This is a genomic window from Flavobacterium sp. FlaQc-52 (assembly GCF_044007495.1).
In the GTDB taxonomy this organism is placed as follows: domain Bacteria; phylum Bacteroidota; class Bacteroidia; order Flavobacteriales; family Flavobacteriaceae; genus Flavobacterium; species Flavobacterium cupriresistens.
Window position 1 is genome coordinate 359,314 of the sequence record NZ_JBIPCV010000005.1, and the last position, 19,295, is coordinate 378,608.

Annotated in this window: 11 protein-coding genes; all 11 read left to right on the forward strand. The window is 34.7% G+C overall.

Annotation, left to right across the window (positions count from 1 at the left end):
• The first annotated feature begins 81 nt into the window (after window positions 1–81).
• The 11 genes from ACHRV5_RS11935 (at window position 82) to ACHRV5_RS11985 (ending at window position 19,209) form a co-directional block, all read left to right on the forward strand.
• A complete protein-coding gene (locus tag ACHRV5_RS11935; RefSeq protein WP_395426904.1) occupies window positions 82–945 on the forward strand; it encodes a PhzF family phenazine biosynthesis protein in 864 nt (287 codons plus the stop codon).
• 121 nt (window positions 946–1,066) lie between these two features.
• Window positions 1,067–2,821, forward strand: a complete 1,755-nt coding sequence (locus ACHRV5_RS11940) for a TonB-dependent receptor (RefSeq protein ID WP_047775772.1) — start codon at window positions 1,067–1,069, stop codon at window positions 2,819–2,821.
• A 507-nt stretch (window positions 2,822–3,328) separates the two neighbouring features.
• Window positions 3,329–3,778: a hypothetical protein gene (locus ACHRV5_RS11945; RefSeq protein ID WP_395426905.1), complete on the forward strand. Its 450-nt coding sequence runs from the start codon at window positions 3,329–3,331 to the stop codon at window positions 3,776–3,778.
• A 21-nt stretch (window positions 3,779–3,799) separates the two neighbouring features.
• On the forward strand, window positions 3,800–5,368 hold the full coding sequence (locus ACHRV5_RS11950; RefSeq protein WP_395426906.1) for a hypothetical protein: 1,569 nt from the start codon (window positions 3,800–3,802) through the stop codon (window positions 5,366–5,368).
• Window positions 5,369–5,538: 170 nt separating this feature from the next.
• The gene (gene asnB, locus ACHRV5_RS11955; RefSeq protein WP_395426907.1) at window positions 5,539–7,215 is read left to right on the forward strand and encodes an asparagine synthase B; all 1,677 of its coding nucleotides are present in this window, start codon (window positions 5,539–5,541) and stop codon (window positions 7,213–7,215) included.
• A 241-nt stretch (window positions 7,216–7,456) separates the two neighbouring features.
• On the forward strand, window positions 7,457–9,073 hold the full coding sequence (asnB, locus tag ACHRV5_RS11960) for an asparagine synthase B (RefSeq protein ID WP_047775533.1): 1,617 nt from the start codon (window positions 7,457–7,459) through the stop codon (window positions 9,071–9,073).
• A 201-nt stretch (window positions 9,074–9,274) separates the two neighbouring features.
• Window positions 9,275–12,007: a M16 family metallopeptidase gene (locus tag ACHRV5_RS11965; protein WP_395426908.1), complete on the forward strand. Its 2,733-nt coding sequence runs from the start codon at window positions 9,275–9,277 to the stop codon at window positions 12,005–12,007.
• A gap of 305 nt (window positions 12,008–12,312) precedes the next feature.
• Window positions 12,313–14,253: a DNA topoisomerase (ATP-hydrolyzing) subunit B gene (gene gyrB, locus ACHRV5_RS11970; protein ID WP_047775536.1), complete on the forward strand. Its 1,941-nt coding sequence runs from the start codon at window positions 12,313–12,315 to the stop codon at window positions 14,251–14,253.
• A 111-nt stretch (window positions 14,254–14,364) separates the two neighbouring features.
• The gene (gene mdh, locus ACHRV5_RS11975) at window positions 14,365–15,300 is read left to right on the forward strand and encodes a malate dehydrogenase (protein ID WP_395426909.1); all 936 of its coding nucleotides are present in this window, start codon (window positions 14,365–14,367) and stop codon (window positions 15,298–15,300) included.
• 227 nt (window positions 15,301–15,527) lie between these two features.
• The gene (gene secDF / locus ACHRV5_RS11980; protein ID WP_395426910.1) at window positions 15,528–18,503 is read left to right on the forward strand and encodes a protein translocase subunit SecDF; all 2,976 of its coding nucleotides are present in this window, start codon (window positions 15,528–15,530) and stop codon (window positions 18,501–18,503) included.
• 82 nt (window positions 18,504–18,585) lie between these two features.
• The gene (locus ACHRV5_RS11985; protein WP_395426911.1) at window positions 18,586–19,209 is read left to right on the forward strand and encodes an acyloxyacyl hydrolase; all 624 of its coding nucleotides are present in this window, start codon (window positions 18,586–18,588) and stop codon (window positions 19,207–19,209) included.
• Window positions 19,210–19,295 lie beyond the last annotated feature (86 nt).

Below are 19,295 nucleotides of genomic sequence, written 5' to 3' on the forward strand. Positions count from 1 at the left end.
ATTTTCCATTTTGCAACTCACAAAATACATTTTACAATTCACAGATCACAAAGTACATCTCACAAAATAGATTTTACAAACATGACTTTACCATTTTATATTATTGATGTTTTTGCTGAAAAGAAATACGCCGGAAATCAGTTGGCGGTTTTTTTACAGGCGGGTAATCTTAGTTCGGAAGAAATGCAAAAAATAGCCAAAGAGATAAATTTCGCTGAAAGCACTTTTATTACAAAGCTTGATTTTGAAAACAATAAAGCAGAGATTAAAATTTTTACACCGGCACACGAAATGAAGTTTGCGGGACATCCGATTATTGGAACTTCTTGGGTGTTGATGCATAAAATATTCCAAAATGCTCCTGAAGCAATTACACTTCAGGTTCCGATTGGTGAAATTCCGATTCATAAAACGGAGGATTTGATTTGGTTAAAAGCAGCTCAACCAGAGTTTTTAGAGGTGTTTGATAAGGAAGGTTTTTTATCCTTCAGTAATCTGAAAAGTGATGACTTTGATGTGCAATACCCAATTCAGGAAGTGACAACGGGAAGTGCTTTTGTAATTGTTCCTTTAAAAAGTGTAGCAGCTTTAAAAGCCTTGGTTTTGGATAAAGATAAAATGAACGATTGGTTGATAAAGAATTGCAAAACAAATCACAGGGCTCTTTATTTTTATGTTTGGGAAGATTCAAAAATAATAAGCAGAATGTTATGCGTAGAACACAACCAATTGGTTGAAGATGCTGCAACAGGAAGTGCCAGTACGTGTTTACAGGCTTTTCTTTTAAAATACCACTCGGCTAAGATTGAAACAATAAATCAGCAGGGGGATTTTATAAACCGCCCGTCGCAGATTTATTTTAAAGGAGCATTAACAGAAGATAATTTTGCCATACAAATTGGAGGTAAAAGTCAGTTTGTCGCCAAGGGTGATTGGGAAGTTTAGATTAGAAAGATAAATTAAGAAATAAGATAATGTAAAATGTAATTTGTGAAAAGTGAAATGTAAAATGCCTTAAAAAGACCTTTTACATTTTACAAAACACCTTTTACAAAATAAGAGAAATATGAAAATTAATTTCCAGAATAAATCCATCATTTTGATAATGCTGTTTGCTTTTCAGCTTTCCTTTTCGCAGAAGAAAGAGGAGAGCATTGGGACAGAAACGGTAAATGTTGTAAAACCTTATTCACCAACCATTTCGGATGCCTTTAAAGTAAAAGAAACTCCTTCGCTTGACGATTCAGGAAATCAACCTAAGGAAACGATCAAATACAGTATTTTATCGGTTCCTGTGGCTTCGACTTTTACACCCTCAAAAGGAAAAGCAGAAGGGGTTGAGAAATCAAAACAAGAGCGTTTATTCAGTAATTACGCCACTGTTGGAGTTGGAAATTATGGAACTCTAAACGGGGAATTGTTTGTAACGCAGGATTTAGGAAACAGCGATTATATTACCGGAATGTTTCGCCATCATTCTTCTCAGGGTGGTATTAAGGATATAGAATTAAATGATGAATTTTACGACACAGCCTTAAATGTTGGATATGGTGTTGACAATCGCGATATGTCTTGGGCGGTAGATTTAGGATACCAGAATCAAATATACAATTGGTACGGTTTACCTGCCGAATTTGGTGCGACATTGCTTCCGGGTGAGCGTTTTGATTTAGTGAATAAAATGAATCCAAATCATTCTTATAATACCATTTCTTTAGGTGGAAATATTGAATTTAATGAAGGCATTTTTAGCAAAGTAAAAGCAAGGTTTACTAATTTCTCCGATAGTTTTTCTTCTTCTGAAAACCGGTTTTATGTAAAGCCGTCGTTTAAAGTAGAGGTAATGGATCAATCTATAAATACAAATGTTATTATTGATCATGTAAGCGGCTCGTTCGAAAATAATTATGCCCGTGACAATACGAAGCCTTTAAAATACAGTCTTACCAATTTTGGAATTGAACCTAGTTTTGTGATTCTGGAAAATGACTGGACCTTAGAATTAGGAGCCGGAATATTTTATGGTTTAGATTCTGAAAACAGTGGAAACAAGTTTTATCTGTATCCAAAAGTAAATGCCTCTTATAAATTAGTGGGTGATTTGATGATTTTTTATACGGGAGTAAATGGTGGACTAAATCAGAATTCCTATGCTGATTTTGTGACCGAAAATCCGTTTTTATCACCAACGCTCGCTGTGAAACCTACAAACAATCAATACACTGTTTTTGCAGGTTTAAAAGGAAAATTGGCTAATAATATCAATTACAACATTACAGGATCTTATTTGAATGAAAAAGACAGAGCCTTGTTTAAAAGTAATGATTATACAGAAGTTATCTCAAATGAAAACTATGCTTACGGAAACTCTTTTGGAGTGGTTTATCAGGACCTGAGAACATTCCGTTTTTATGGAGAATTGAAAGCTGATTTTTCCGAGAATGTTAGTTTTGGAATCAATGGAACTTTCAATAGTTACAAAAATGACGGCCAATTAGAAGCATGGAATTTACCAACGGTTAAATTGAGTTCCAATCTGGATGTTACTATTACAAAACAATGGTACGCCGGTTTAAATGTTTTTTATGTGGGAGATCGTAAAGACATGCAGACCAATTTGACTATTGCACCCGTTGCAACCCCTGTTACTTTAAAAAGTTATTTTGATGCCAATGCTCACGTAGGGTATAAGTTCAGCGAACGTTTGACTTTCTTCTTGAAACTTAATAATATTGGTAATCAGGCCTATGAAAAATGGTTGAATTATCCGGTGCAGGGCTTCCAGGTTCTAGGAGGAGGAAATTATAAATTCGACTTTTAAGAAAAGGGTTTAACCGCAAGGTGCGCGAAGGGTTAAGCAAGGAACGCGAAGTTTTTTTTAGCCACGAATTAACGAATTGTTTTTAATGATATTCGTTAATTCGTGGCTAACTTTTTTGCCAAGCTTAGATAAGACTGGCAAAGTTTAATTGTAGCATTACAGCTCCGTTTTAATTTTGCACCTAATTTTTTAGCATGCAGATCTGGCAGATTGCACAGATTTTTTTTAAGAGGTAAATTAGATCAGCCTAATCTGCCAGATCAGCGTGCAAAAGAAAATCTTTGCGAGCCTTTAGTTTATTTTAATCGAAAAATAAAGGCAAGGAGCGAAGTTTTTTAGCCAGAAATTCACGAATTATTTTTAGTAATATTCGTTAATTCGTGGCTAACTTTTTTTAGAAATAAAATGAGATTAATTTGCGATCTTTGCGTAAACCTTCGCGTACCTTGCGGTTAAACAAAAATCTCAGCAACTTAGAACCTCAGTAACTTAGCCCCTCAAAAAAAAATGACTTTCAAAGAAAAAATATATTCCCATTATCTACAAATGGTTCAGGACCGCATTGATGTTTTCAGAGACATGATTTCGGCTTTGACTGAAGATTCTAAAAACGATGCAAAAGGATCAGCCGGTGATAAACACGAAACCGCTTTGTCGATGATGCATATCGAGCAGGAAAAATTAACAAATAAACTAAAAGAAGCAATAAGCCAAAAAGCCGTTTTAGATAAAATTGAAGCATCAAAAAGTACAGAAAATATAGTTTTAGGGAGTTTGGTAAAGGCTAACGGAATTTATTTATACCTCAGTGTAGCACTTCCTAAAATTACAATTGATGGTATAAACGTTATTGCGCTTTCGCCTCAATCTCCTTTGGGGAATCATTTAATGGGTAATAAAGTAGGGTTTGAATTTGAGATTAATAAAACGCATTATACTATTGAAAGTGTTTTGTAATTAATTTAAAAGAAGAAAGTTATGAGAATATTTTTTGTTTTGATGGTTTTGTTTTGCATGGATTTAACTGCTCAGAATACAGAATTTAAAGTTTACGATAATGGACTGATTTATTCTGAAAACTCAGTTGGAAAACTGAAGCATATTGTTGATTCGTTGAATTTGAAATTTAAAGTATGTGATTTCAAGAAGATCTTTCTTTCCTCTGCCCAGACAAAAGTCAATTTTATTGAGATAAACAAATCCGATGCATCAGAAGCTAAAAAAGATCTGGAAAATAATATATCGTATTCCGACTTTAAAACGAAGTATCCAAAGGCTGCTTTTGATGAGAACTTAGTTGTGATAAAATCTCACTACACTAATTATGAACATGTGAAAAATGTAAATTTTTCAAGCTTAGAATTAGGGGAAAGGCAAAGACAGACAATAAGCTCTAGTCAAAATGAGATAGATTCTTATAACAATAATTTTAAAGGTAAATGGGTTTTTGAATATCAGGAAAAAACAAAGTATTCAAAGGAGTCATTACGTGCTTTTTATTTTATAGAAGAATTTAAGTCAAAACCAATTGTAGATAAGTATGCTAAATTAATTCAGTATGCGGATTGTTTAATAGACACAACTGCGCAAATTTTTTATAAAGATGCAAAAAACTCAGGTGTTAGATATTTCGATAGTTTGCCAAACAAGGCAACAAAATTTAAAGAGTATGTTAATAATACTTTGAAAAAGCCAAGTTTTAGCTATGAGAAATTATCTCTTATTTATGGTTATGACGAAATGGCTTTCGATGCTGATTCAATGAAAAAGAATAAAGAGGATATTGCGAATAAAGAGGTCGCAGAAAAAGAATATAAGGTTTACCAAAAGAATTTAGAAAAATGGGAATCCGTAAAATTTACTCGATTAGATTCTATAGAAAAGGCTGATAAAAATTTTGATTTAATGTTGAATGAAGCATTTATTGAAGCGAAAATAAATAAATCCTCAGACGAAGAATTTGAAGAATATGTAGGTCGTTTTATTGGAAAAAGGGAAGAACTCGAATTAAAAAGAAACAGGCGGGTTATTGGTGGCTGTAGTATGGATGACAGCCCAAGAGTACATGCTTTGAATATTGCAATGCTTTCCGCAGAAACTACAAAATGGGAAATTTTTCTTCGATCTCACCTTAATATAATGAATGATCGTTTTGACAGGGCTAGTGACGGGAGTTATGCTCAAGGGGCAAGAAATACATATATCAAGGAGATTGAGGTTTTAGATATAAATGTTTTAGATTTGATTTTAGGGATATCTTTAAGAATAGAAAATCCATCCGAGAACCATTATTTCTCCAATATAAATAGAGTTGGGCGTGCTCTTTCTGAAAGTTCCAATCCTACATTAGTGGAAATGAATTTATTAAATATGATAGTTGATACTGATTTGGACGACTATAATAGAGTATTAATGTATTATTTGTTTGATAATTATAATTACAATTTGAAAGATGAAAATGCAAAAAAGCTAAATCAATCTAAATTGCAAGTGGCTGTTTCTAAATTACCAGACTATATTTCTTCCAGAATTATTTTTAAAAATTAAAATTTTTAAGTTCCAACCTGTTTTTTATACTAAAATTTTACATTTTATATGTAAAATTGATTTTATGGTTTTAAATTATAACTGAAATTAGCTTTTGTGTTTTTCAATTATAACCATTACTGCATCTTTGCCTTATCAAAATAAAATTTATAAAATAAAAAGATATAGTTATGTGTGGAATTGTATGTGCCTTTGATCTGAAGCAAAAAGCAGAAAGTTTAAGACCTCAAGTTTTAGAAATGTCTAAAATCATCCGTCACCGTGGACCGGACTGGAGTGGTATTTATAGCAACGATAAAGCAATTTTATCTCATGAGCGTTTGGCAATTGTAGATCCGGCTTCGGGGAAGCAGCCTTTGTTTACAGCAGATAAAAAATTGGTTTTGGCAGCAAACGGTGAAATCTATAACCACAGAGAATTACGCAAACAATTTGAAGGAAAATACGACTTTCAAACCGAAAGTGACTGCGAAGTTATTTTAGCACTCTATCAAGAAAAAGGGCCTCATTTTATTGACGAAATGAACGGAATCTTCGGATTTGCTATTTATGATGTAGATAAAGATGAGTACTTTATCGCTCGTGATCATATGGGAATTATTCCGTTGTATATCGGTTGGGATCAGGATGGTACTTTTTATGTAGCATCAGAATTGAAAGCGTTAGAAGGGTACTGTACAAAAATTGAATTGTTTCCTCCGGGACATTATATGACCAGTAAAGAGGGTGAATTTGTACAATGGTACAAAAGAGACTGGACGGACTATGATGCGGTAAAAGACAACGAAACAAGTATTCCTGAAATTAAAAAAGCATTGGAAGCAGCCGTTCACAGACAACTGATGAGTGATGTTCCTTACGGAGTTTTACTTTCCGGAGGTTTAGATTCGTCTATTACTTCAGCAGTAGCTAAAAAATATGCACAAAAACGTATTGAGTCAGACGATACTACAGATGCCTGGTACCCACAATTGCACTCTTTTTCAGTTGGACTGGAAGGTTCACCTGATTTAGCAGCTGCGAGAGTTGTTGCAGATCATATCGGAACTATTCACCATGAAATTAAATTTACAATTCAGGAAGGCTTAGATGCAGTTCGTGATGTGATTTATAACCTGGAAACGTATGATGTAACTACAGTGAGAGCATCGACTCCAATGTGGTTGATGGCGAGAGTTATTAAATCAATGGGGATCAAAATGGTCCTTTCGGGAGAAGGAGCAGATGAATTGTTTGGAGGTTATTTATACTTTCATAAAGCACCAAACGCAAGAGAATTTCACGAAGAAAACGTACGCAAATTAGGGAAACTACATATGTACGATTGTTTGCGTGCCAACAAAAGTTTGGCGGCTTGGGGAATCGAAGGGCGTGTTCCATTCTTGGATAAAGAGTTTATGGACGTTGCCATGCGCATCAACCCACAAGATAAAATGATCAACAAAGAGCATCCGATGGAAAAATGGGTAGTTCGTAAAGCTTTTGAAGAGATGTTACCGGAAAGTGTGGCATGGAGACAAAAAGAACAATTTTCGGATGGAGTAGGATACAGCTGGATTGATACTTTGAAAGAAGTAGTAGCAAGAGAAGTTTCAGATGAACAATTGGCAAACGCTAGATTTAAATTTCCGTTACAGACGCCAACTTCAAAAGAAGAATATTACTACCGTTCTATTTTTGCAGAACACTTCCCAAGTGATGCAGCAGCATTATGTGTACCTCAGGAAGCCAGTGTAGCTTGTAGTACCAAAATCGCTTTGGAGTGGGATGAGGCTTTCAAAAACATGAATGATCCATCAGGAAGAGCTGTTGCCAGCGTTCATGATGATGCCTACGCTAAAGCATAAAGGGGTTTTGTTTATTAATTAGTATCAGGAAAGACGTTCTTAATTGTAAGGACGTTTTCTTGGTTTAGGATAATAAATTGTATTATTTCAGCTACTTGAGATAATAATTTGGGAATTATTTAACTTTCTTTTTTATATTTGACATTACTCAAGAGAGTGGTTTAAGTTTAATTTAGAAAGTGGCATAAAATGAGGTTTATGTTTACTTTGAATAACATTTAGAAATAAAAAAAAGAATAGTATGTCCGGAATATTAGCTGTTATCGGTAAAGGAAAAGATCCCCAGCTCGTTAGAGCGCTTTCTGAAAGAATGTCGCACCGTGGTCCTGATGAAAGAGGTTATCAGATCATGGAAAATGGAAGCATTATTTGTCACGAGAGCTTGTCGATTATAGATCTTAATTCAGGGAAACAACCTATTCAGGGGACTAATAAAGCCTGGATGGTGCACGATGGTGAAATTTATAATTACCAGGAATTAAGAAATGGAATTTTGAAAGACCACACTTTCAGAACAAAATCAGACTCAGAAGTGATCGTGCATTTGTACGAAGAGTATGGATATGATTTTTGTAATAAATTAGATGGTGACTGGACTTTCGTAATCGTTGACGGTGATGATTATATTGCCGGCAGAGACCCATTAGGAGTAAAACCGTTGTATTATGGTTTGGACGAAAGAGGAAGAATTTACTTTTCTTCCGAAATGAAGCCAATTGCAGATCAATGCAAAACATTTTCAACTTTCCCTCCGGGGCATTATTATACTCCAAAAACAGGTTTTGTGAAATATTACCGTCCGGAGTATGAGGATTATGAAAAAGCAGGTCAGGATCTTGAATTGTCTTTGATCAGAGAAAGTCTTACAGCAGCCGTGAGTAAACGTTTGATGAGTGAAGTGCCCATTGGAGCACTGCTTTCCGGTGGTTTGGATTCTTCTTTAATTGCGGCCATCACTTCCCGACTGAAAGCTGACAAAGGGAAAAAACTGAAAACTTTTTCAATTGCTTTAGATGCAAATGCACCCGATGCTATTGCTGCCAGAAAAGCGGCTGAATTTTTGGGAACAGACCATCATGAAGTTCATTTTTCAGTAGCAGAAGGAATAGGGCTTTTAGAAAAAATAATTTTTCATATCGAAACTTACGATATCATATCCGTTAGAGCCAGTGTACCTATGTACCTGTTGTCTAAAGCGATTGCCGATAAAGGAGTAAAAGCAATTCTTTCCGGAGAAGGTGCCGACGAAATCTTTGGAGGACATTTGTATTTCAGAAATGCTCCATCAACAGAAGAATTTCAAAAGGAAAGTATCGAGAGAGTCCAAAAATTATTTACGGCCGATTTATTGCGTGCCGATAAATCTACAATGGCAAATGGTTTAGAAACAAGAATTCCGTTTTTAGACCGAAACTTTCTGGATGTTACGATGTTGATTAAACCGGAAGAAAAACAGCCTAAAACATACGAGGGAATCGAAAAATACATCTTAAGAAAAGCATTTGATACTCCCGAAACGCCTTATTTGCCATCGGATATTTTATGGCGTCAAAAAGAACAATTCTCGGATGGAGTGGGGTATAATTGGATTGATGAATTAATCGAATATTGCGCGACTCAGGTTTCTGATCAGCAATTAGAAGGAGCAAATACAGAGTTTCCGTATAATTCTCCTACTACCAAAGAAGCCTATTTGTACCGTTCCATTTTTCATAAATATTATCCACAGGTCAGTGCGGCGCAAACCGTTCGAAAATGGATACCGAAATGGCAGGAAAATCAAGATCCAAGCGGACGTGCAAATGCAGCCCATTTAAAGGCAGCTGTTGCAACAACAAACTCCGGCGCAGCAGTATAATTTTAAAATTTAATAGAGCAGAAAATAAAATTCAAATCCCAATTGAATTTCGATAATTTCAGAAAATCCGAGACGACATTTTAACTGTTTGTTTCGGATTTTTTTATTAAAGTGGATTTTAAATTATTCATTTTGTATTTGAAAAGCACTATATTTGATAAAGTCATAAAAGAATAGTTTACTTTATAATTGAATAAAAATATGAAAAAATTAGTGCTTGGGGGAATTTTGTATTGCTCATTGGGTGTAATGAGTTCTGTTTACGCTCAGAAAAAAGAACAGCCTAAATACATTACAAATGTAGAAGGGGTAAAGGAATATGCTTTAAATAACGGATTAAAAGTTCTTTTAATTCCGGATGCTTCACAAAGTAATATGATTGTAAATATCGTTTACAAAGTGGGGTCGATTAATGAAGGATACGGCGAAAAAGGAATGGCGCATTTGTTGGAGCACATGCTTTTTAAGAGTACTAAAAATTTGGGAGACATAAAAAAAATGCTTTCCGATAAAGGAGGAAATGCAAACGGAACGACCTGGTTTGACCGAACCAATTATTATGAAGTTTTTCCTTCCAGTGATGCGAACCTGAAATGGAGTCTCGAGATGGAGGCCGACCGAATGATTAATTCGACAATTTTACAAGCAGATTTAGACAAAGAATTTTCTGTTGTTAGAAATGAATTTGAAATAGGTGAAAATAATCCAGATGCAGTTTTACAAGAAAGAATCCTGTCAACAGCTTATTTATGGCATAACTACGGAAATAGTACTATTGGAAGCAAAGAAGATATTGAACGTGTAAAAGCAAATACATTAAGGGTTTTTTACGAAAAGTATTATCAGCCTGACAATGCAGTTTTGGTTATTGCAGGTAAGTTTGATGAACAGAAAGCATTAGAATATATTGGACAGTATTTTGCTGTGATCCCAAAACCGAAAAGAGTTTTGGCTAAGCCTTACACACTCGAACCGGCTCAGGACGGAGAAAAATTTGTAGAACTAAAAAGAGCAGGTGAAAGCAAAAATGTAGGAGCAGTGTATCATACCGCACCATATGCAGATAAAGATTATGCTGCAATTGATGCGTTGGCTGAAATTTTAACGGCAGATCCATCAGGTTATCTGTATAAATCTTTGGTAGAAACGCGTAAAGTTTCAAGTATCTACACTTGGCAGCCTACCGTAAAAGATGCAAGTTTTATGTATTTTGGAGTTGCAGTACCAAACGATAAAGATATTAAAGAGACCGAAAATATCGTAAGAGCAGAGTTGGATAAAATTACAACTACAAAATATACAGATGAAGATGTAAACAGAGCTAAAGCAAAATTGATAAAACAAATTGAAAGTGTAAAAAACAATACTATTTCGTTTGCAGTTGGTCTGACAGAAATTATTGGAGCAGGAGATTACAGACTTGGTTTTATTTATAGAGATGCGGTTGAAAAACTGACAAAGGAAGATATACAAAGAGTAGCAGAAAAATACTTTAAAAGTAACAACAGAACAGTAGGTATATTTATTCCGTCAAAAGACGAACAAAGGCTGAAAGCGGTAGAATATACCGACGAACAATTGGTTGCTTTGACGAAAGACTACAAAGGAAAAGCAATCGAAAAAGAAGCCGCTCCATTTGAGGCATCCATCAAAAATTTAAAGCAAAATCTTGTTGAAGGCAAATTAAGTAATGGTGCAAAATACGGATTAGTTAAAAAAGAAATAAAAGGAGGCAAGGTTCAGGCGAGTTTTAAATTCTATGTAAGTAATGAGAAGGATTTAGACGGTAAAGCAGATGTTGGTGGAATTTTGGCACAATTGCTTAAAACAGGTACTAAAACCAGAACAAAAGAGCAAATTCAGGATCAGTTAGATCAATTGAAGTCTAGTGTGAATTTTGGTTTCTCAGAACAAGTTTTATCGGTTAATATTAATACCTACAAAGAGAATTTTAAAGATGTAATGGCGATATTAGGTGATTTACTGGTTAATTCTACCTTTCCTGAAAATGAGCTGCAAAAGACAATTACAGAGTACAATACCTACTTAGAATCCAATCTTAATGATCCTCAGGCGATAGCTTTTAATGAAATTTCAAGATTAACGGCTAAATATCCGAAAGGAAATATCTTCTACACGGCAACAATTCAGGAGCAAATAGATGCGTTTAAAAAGATAAAACAATCCGAGTTAGTAGATTTTTACCAAAACATTTTAGGAGCAAATAATGGGGTAGGTTGTGTTATTGGAGATTTAGATACTAAAACTACAGTCGAAATTCTCGAAAATACTTTTGGGAAGTGGAATTCTAAATCTAAATACGAACGTGCCAAACCAACTTATTTTGATAGTCAGAAAGTAGACAAAGACTATATTACTCCGGATAAAGAAAATGCTGTGGCAACTGGAAAAATCAGCTTGAAAATGGATCGAAAAAGTCCGGATTATCCAGCCTTTATTATGGTGAATGAAATCATTGGAAGTGGTGGCTTTTTGACGGCAAGAATCCCAATGCGATTAAGAGAAAAAGAAGGAATTAGTTATGGAGCTGGTTCATTTATCAATGTACCGGTTGATAATGATGTTGCTTTTTGGGAATATTATGCTTTTCTAAATCCAACTAAAAAAGGAGCGGTTGAAGCGGCTACAAAAGAAGAAATCACAAAAGCATTAAAAGATGGATTTACGGAGGAGGAATTAAAAACAAACTTAGTAAGCTGGCAGAATGGAAGGAAAACCAGATTAGGAAGTGATGATACTTTGATGGGGCTTGTGAATACACATCTTATTTACGGAATCCCATTGGAAGATTACGATGATTTAGAAAGTAAAGTTAAAGCATTGAAAATTCAGGAAGTAAATACGGTATTGAAAAAGTATATCAGTCTGGATAAAATGACTTCTATTTATGTAGGGGACTTTACTAAAAAATAAATTCCAAAACCTCAAATTCCAAATTCCAAATTTTGGGTGGGTTTGAAACATTTTTAAAAATCCGAAACAACATTTTAAATGTCTGTTTCGGATTTTCTATTTCAAAATTGGAATTTGGAATTTTAAAAAATTGCCTTTTTAATAAAAAGAGGTTGCTTTTTTGGAATTTGGAATTTATTTTTTTGGAATTTATCACAATTGTGTTGATAACTTACACGCTTTAAATCGTAATTTAACGGATATATAATTTGCGTTTTTATATATTTGCGTGTTAGACAATAATTACATTTTTTAGAATAAATTATATGAGCGAAGAAATCAAGAAGAACAATTATTCAGCAGATAGTATTCAGGCATTAGAAGGAATGGAGCACGTAAGAATGCGTCCGTCGATGTATATTGGAGATGTAGGAGTTCGAGGGCTACACCATTTGGTTTATGAGGTTGTTGATAACTCGATTGATGAGGCGATGGGAGGACATTGTGATACCATTGGTGTTGCAATAAATGAAGACGGTTCGGTAACAGTTGAAGATAACGGTCGTGGTATCCCGGTCGATTTACACAAAAAAGAAGGAGTTTCTGCACTTGAGGTTGTAATGACTAAAATTGGTGCCGGAGGTAAATTTGATAAAGATTCGTATAAGGTTTCAGGAGGTTTACACGGAGTTGGTGTTTCGGTTGTAAATGCCCTTTCGATTCATATGAAATCAACTGTATTCAGAGAAGGAAAAATCTATGAGCAGGAGTATGAAAGAGGAAAATCAATGTATCCCGTAAAACAAATCGGAGAAACAGATAAGAGAGGTACACGCCAGACTTTTTACCCTGATAATACTATTTTTACTCAGACAACAGAGTTCTCTTATGATACATTGTCGGCTCGTATGCGTGAGCTTTCTTTCCTGAATAAAGGAATCACCATTACTTTCACCGATAAAAGAGAAGTAGATAAAGACGGGAATTTCAGAAGTGAAGTTTTTCATTCAACAGAAGGTTTGAAAGAATATATCCGTTATTTGGACGGGAATCGTGAGCCAATTATCTCTCACGTAATCAGCATGGATCACGATAAAGGTGAAATTCCGGTTGAGGTGGCTTTAATTTACAATACAAGTTATACTGAGAATATATTTTCTTATGTAAATAATATCAATACTCACGAAGGAGGTACACATTTACAAGGTTTTAGAAGTGGTTTGACAAGAACCCTTAAAAAATACGCAGATGCTTCCGGAATGTTGGATAAATTGAAATTCGAAATTGCGGGAGATGACTTCCGTGAGGGATTAACAGCTATTATTTCGGTAAAAGTTGCAGAACCACAATTCGAAGGACAAACCAAAACCAAACTTGGAAACAGAGAGGTGGTTTCTCCTGTTTCTCAGGCAGTTGGAGAAATGCTGGAGAATTATTTGGAAGAAAATCCAAATGATGCAAGAGTAATTATCCAAAAAGTAATTTTGGCTGCTCAGGCCCGTCACGCTGCTAAAAAAGCACGTGAAATGGTACAACGTAAAACCGTTATGGGTGGCGGTGGATTACCGGGTAAATTATCAGATTGTTCGGAGCAGGATCCTGCAAGATGTGAGGTTTACCTTGTCGAGGGAGATTCGGCTGGTGGAACAGCAAAACAAGGTCGTGATCGTAACTTTCAGGCGATATTACCATTACGTGGTAAGATTCTGAATGTAGAGAAAGCGATGCATCATAAAGTATTCGAAAACGAAGAGATCCGTAATATTTTTACCGCTTTGGGAGTTACTGTTGGTACAGCAGAAGACAGTAAAGCATTAAATCTTGAAAAACTAAGATACCACAAAGTAATCATCATGTGTGATGCGGATGTCGATGGTAGTCACATTTCTACCTTAATATTAACATTCTTCTTCCGTTTCATGAAAGAACTGATCGAAGAAGGTCACGTTTATATTGCGGCACCACCTTTATACTTAGTTAAAAAAGGAAATAAGAAAGAATACGCATGGAATGATGTTCAACGTGATCAGGCCAACGAAAGAATGGGAGGAAGTGCTGCTATTCAACGTTATAAAGGTCTTGGAGAGATGAACGCGGAGCAATTATGGGAAACCACTATGGATCCGAGTTTCAGAACTTTACGTCAGGTAACAATCGACAGTCTTGCAGAAGCAGATCGAGTTTTCTCTATGTTAATGGGGGATGAAGTACCGCCACGTAGAGAGTTTATCGAGAAAAACGCTGTTTATGCAAATATTGACGCATAAAATAAAAGTTTAATAGGTCAATTCGTTTAATTGTTTAAATTTACTAAACGATTAAACGAATTGTCAATTTAAAGACATACAAATTAATTAATAACCGATAAAGTATAAAATATGAAAGTTACCATTGTAGGAGCAGGAAATGTTGGAGCTACATGTGCAGATGTTATTTCTTATAGAGGAATTGCTAGTGAAGTAGTATTGTTGGATATTAAAGAAGGCTTTGCTGAAGGAAAGGCATTAGATATCACGCAATGCGCTACAAATACAGGGTTTAATACCAAAGTTTCAGGTGTAACCAACGATTATTCTAAAACTGCCGGTAGTGATGTAGTAGTAATTACATCCGGAATTCCAAGAAAACCAGGAATGACCCGCGAAGAATTAATAGGTATAAATGCAGGGATTGTAAAAACAGTTGCTGAGAATGTATTAAAACATTCACCAAATACAATTATTGTTGTGGTTTCTAATCCAATGGACACAATGACTTATTTGGCTTTAAAATCTACCGGATTACCAAAAAACAGAATTATAGGTATGGGTGGAGCTTTAGATAGCTCACGTTTCAGAACGTATCTTTCTTTGGCTTTAGACAAACCGGCAAATGATATTTCAGCTATGGTTATAGGTGGTCATGGTGATACAACTATGATTCCTTTGACACGTTTGGCATCTTATAACGGAATTCCGGTTAGCGAATTTCTTTCTGAAGAAGTGTTAGCGAAAGTGGCTGCAGATACGATGGTAGGAGGAGCAACTCTTACAGGTCTTTTAGGAACTTCAGCATGGTATGCGCCGGGAGCTTCTGTAGCATATCTTGTGGATAGCATTTTAAACGATCAGAAGAAAATGATTGCTTGTTCTGTTTTTGTAGAAGGAGAATATGGGCAAAATGATATCTGTATCGGAGTACCTTGTATAATTGGTAAAAACGGAATTGAAGAAATTTTGGACATCCAGTTAAACGACGCAGAAAAAGCTTTATTTGCTAAAAGTGCTGATGCAGTTAGAGGGATGAATGACGCTCTAAAATCGATTTTAGTATAATGATTTTGATAAAAAAAAGATAAGGCTGCACTTTTGCAGTCTTTTTTTTGAGATTAATTAATAAATAAATTGGTTAATCTTTTCGTAAATTATATATTTGCTCGGTTTAAAAAAAATGTTGTAATTCGTGATCTAGTTTTTTAGTTTTAAAAAAATCATGTCAGGGCTTATTCTATAGGACTTTAAAACAAAAACAAACAATAAAACTTAATTAATTTTTAGTAATAATGCAGAATAAAGGACTTATTAAATTTTTCGCAATTCTATTTGCGTTGGTAAGTATTTACCAACTTTCGTTCACTTACGTGGCAAGCAATGTCAAAAGTGAGGCCAAAGCTTTTGCAGGAGATAATCCTGATAAAGAGCTAAAATATTTAGATTCTATTGGTAAAGTAAAGGTACTGAATCTTGGATTTACGGATTTTACTTATGATGAAGTAAAAAACAAACAAATCAATAAAGGTCTTGACTTAGAAGGAGGAATCAACGTTATTCTTCAAATTTCTATTAAAGATGTTTTGAAAGGATTAGCCAACAATTCTAAAAATCCGGTATTTAATAAATCATTGGCTGATGCGACTGCAAATTTAGAAGGTAACAAAAGTTATTTAGATAAATTTTTTGAGGCTTTTGATGCAAATTCAAGCGGAACAACAAAATTAGCTTCTCCTGAAATCTTTGCTAACAGAAACTTGCAAGGTGAAGGCGGAATTGCTTTTGAAATGTCTGATGCTCAAGCTAAGAAAGTAATTAGAAAAAAAGTAGATGAGTCTATCGAAAGTGCTTACAAAGTATTAAGAGAGCGTATCGATAAATTTGGTGTTACACAACCAAACATCCAAAAATTAGGTGCTACAGGAAGAATCTTAGTGGAGCTTCCAGGTGCTAAAGATGTGGATAGAATTAAAAAATTATTAGGTGGAAAAGCTCAATTAGAGTTTTGGGAAACGTATAAGATTGAAGAAATTGGAAACTTTTTAGTAGCAACTAACGAAGCTTTAAAAAAGACTGAAATCAAAAAAACAGAAACTAAAACAGTTGCTAAAGATTCATTGAACGCTTTATTGACTGACACACAAGATTCAACTAAAGCTAAAAAAGGAAACGACCCATTATTTGACAAAATTGTTGGACAAGGTGGTGGACCGGTTTTAGGTTATTTTGCTCCAAAAGATACAGCAACAATCAATGCTTATTTTAAAAGACCGGAAATCAGAATTTTATTAGCTGCTGACCAACATTATGCAAAATTTGTTTGGAGTAAACCAACTACAATAAAAGATGCAAAAGCAAAAGATGTTGAAGTAGTTGAATTATACGCTTTAAAAGGAAACAGAGACAATGTACCAGCTATGAACGGTGGTCTTGTGACTGATGCGAAAGATACATTTGACCAAATGGGTAAACCAGCTGTTTCTATGCAAATGAACAGCCAAGGTGCTAAAGTTTGGGAAGAATTAACAGGTAGAGCTTTTTCTCAAAAAAGTTATATTGCTATTGTTTTAGATAATATCGTGTATTCTGCGCCAGGTGTTACTAGTGGTCCAATTGCAGGTGGAAGATCTGAAATTACAGGTTCTTTTGATGTAGCTGAAACTAAAGATTTAGCAAACGTATTAAATGCAGGTAAATTACCGGCTTCTGCAGATATTATTCAATCAACTGTTGTAGGACCATCTTTAGGTCAGGCAGCTATTGATGCAGGAACAATTTCTTCTGTATTAGGATTTTTATTAGTTTGTTTATGGATGGTATTCTATTATGGTAAAGCAGGTTGGTATGCTAATCTTGCCTTATTATTAAACTTACTTTTCTTATTTGGAATTATGGCAAGTTTTGGTTTTGTATTAACATTACCAGGTATTGCAGGTATCGTATTAACATTAGGTACGGCGGTAGATGCGAACATTATTATATTTGAAAGAGCAAAAGAAGAATTACGTGAAGGTAAATCATTGTCTGAAGCAGTTGTTGCTTCTTACGGATGGCACGGAGCAATGCGTTCTATCATTGATGCAAACGTAACACACGTTTTAACTGGAGCAATCTTGTTTATTTTTGGAACAGGACCAATTAAAGGTTTTGCTTTAACATTACTTATTGGTATCGTAACTTCTATGTTTACGTCAATCTTTATTGCGAGAATCTTTATTGATAGAAACATTGCAGGTAAAGGAGATTTAACTTTCTCTACTAATATTACTAAAAACTGGTTTACTAATTTCCACTTTGATTTTATCAAAATTAAAAAATTCACTTACATCTTCTCTTCAATTGTTGTTGTAGTGAGTTTGGTTTCTATCTTTTTCGTTAACGGATTAGATGAAGGTGTTGATTTTGTTGGAGGAAGAACTTTCCAGGTTAAATTTGAAAAACCAATTGATGCTACTGTAATTTCAGATGAATTGTCTGCTGCTTTCGGAACTCCGGTTGAAGCTAAAATTTTAGGAGATGACGATCAGTTGAAAATCACAACTAAATACAAAATCCAACAAGATGGAGTAGCGGTTGATGAGGAAGTAAATCAAATATTATACAAAGCGTTAGCAAAATACTATCCTAATACTTCTTATGATAAATTTACTAACACTTACGATGGTAAAACAGTGGGAGTATTACAAGCTTCTAAAGTTGGAGCTTCTATCTCTGAGGATATTAAAACGAACTCTTACTGGGCAGTTTTAGGTGCTATGGCAGCGATCTTCTTATACTTAATGGTATCGTTCCGTAAATGGCAATATTCATTAGGTGCGATTGCAGCTGTTGCGCATGACGTTATCTTCGTATTAGGAATCTACTCTTTATGTTATAAATTCATGCCATTCCACATGGAAATGGATCAGCACTTTATCGCTGCGATTCTTACGGTAATCGGTTATTCTATGAATGATACTGTAATTGTATTTGACAGAATTAGAGAGTTCATCATCGGAAACCGTAAAGGTAGTTTTGAAGATATTGTAAACGCTTCTATTAATACTACATTGTCAAGAACATTGAATACGTCATTAATGATGATCATTGTATTGTTAACGATGTTTATTTTTGGTGGAGAGTCAATTAGAGGATTTATCTTCGCGATGTTGGTTGGTATTGTAGTAGGAACTTATTCTTCTCTATTTATTGCTACACCGGTATTAGTTGATACTATTTCGAGTGATGACAAACACAATATTGAAGACAAGCATAATAAAGCAGAATAATTAAGTTTTATATAAAAAAAAGGATTCAACGAAAGTTGGATCCTTTTTTTTTGTGCTATATTTAAATTTATAAATGTAATTTATGAGTAGAACTTTACTATTGGGTTTGTTGGTTTTTTTAGGTGTCTTTAGGATGAGTGGACAAGAGCGTGAGGGTAATTTGAGGGTCGGGGTTAATTATGGTTTTGGAAGTGAATTAAAGAATAGGAATTACACCTTCACCAATCACTTTTATAAAGCTCAATTGTATTACCGGTTAAAAGAAACAAAACATTTTGAATATGAGGTTTTGGTCCAGCCCGAAGTTAATTTTGGAACGCACCAATTGCTGAATTTCTATTTTGTTAAACCGGAGGAACCTGATTATCTGGAAAAACGTGCTGCTTATACGAAACTAAAAAACATTCATGAATATGTGCTGAATATTGGTTTTTTGATCCGAAAGCCGATAAATAAAAGTCTTTCCGTTTATTTTTTAGGAAGTATTGGTCCGATGATCACAGACACAGAAACAGAACGTATGTCTGAAGGATTTGCTTTTGCCGATGTGTTAGCGCTTGGATTTTCGGTGAAAGCGCAAAGATTCCATTTTGATGTGCGTCCAAGTATCAGGCATGTTTCTAATGCAGGTCTAGGAAGCTCAAATGCGGGCTATAATACAAAGAATATTGAGTTTGGTGTTTCGTATTCTCTTGGGAAGGATTAAAGTTTTAGTGCTTGATTTCAATGAGTATTAAGTTGCTGATTTTTCTACCTTATGATTTTCCACACAACTTTTGGCGCTTGATCCTT

Excerpts from the sequence above, each read along its gene's own strand:
- ACHRV5_RS11935 (WP_395426904.1), top strand. The coding sequence starts at position 82 with ATGACTTTACCATTTTATATTATTGATGTTTTTGCTGAAAAGAAATAC.
- ACHRV5_RS11945 (WP_395426905.1), top strand. The coding sequence starts at position 3,329 with ATGACTTTCAAAGAAAAAATATATTCCCATTATCTACAAATGGTTCAG.
- ACHRV5_RS11965 (WP_395426908.1), top strand. The coding sequence starts at position 9,275 with ATGAAAAAATTAGTGCTTGGGGGAATTTTGTATTGCTCATTGGGTGTA.
- ACHRV5_RS11985 (WP_395426911.1), top strand. The coding sequence starts at position 18,586 with ATGAGTAGAACTTTACTATTGGGTTTGTTGGTTTTTTTAGGTGTCTTT.
- gyrB (WP_047775536.1), top strand. The coding sequence starts at position 12,313 with ATGAGCGAAGAAATCAAGAAGAACAATTATTCAGCAGATAGTATTCAG.
- ACHRV5_RS11950 (WP_395426906.1), top strand. The coding sequence starts at position 3,800 with ATGAGAATATTTTTTGTTTTGATGGTTTTGTTTTGCATGGATTTAACT.
- asnB (WP_395426907.1), top strand. The coding sequence starts at position 5,539 with ATGTGTGGAATTGTATGTGCCTTTGATCTGAAGCAAAAAGCAGAAAGT.
- asnB (WP_047775533.1), top strand. The coding sequence starts at position 7,457 with ATGTCCGGAATATTAGCTGTTATCGGTAAAGGAAAAGATCCCCAGCTC.
- ACHRV5_RS11940 (WP_047775772.1), top strand. The coding sequence starts at position 1,067 with ATGAAAATTAATTTCCAGAATAAATCCATCATTTTGATAATGCTGTTT.
- mdh (WP_395426909.1), top strand. The coding sequence starts at position 14,365 with ATGAAAGTTACCATTGTAGGAGCAGGAAATGTTGGAGCTACATGTGCA.
- secDF (WP_395426910.1), top strand. The coding sequence starts at position 15,528 with ATGCAGAATAAAGGACTTATTAAATTTTTCGCAATTCTATTTGCGTTG.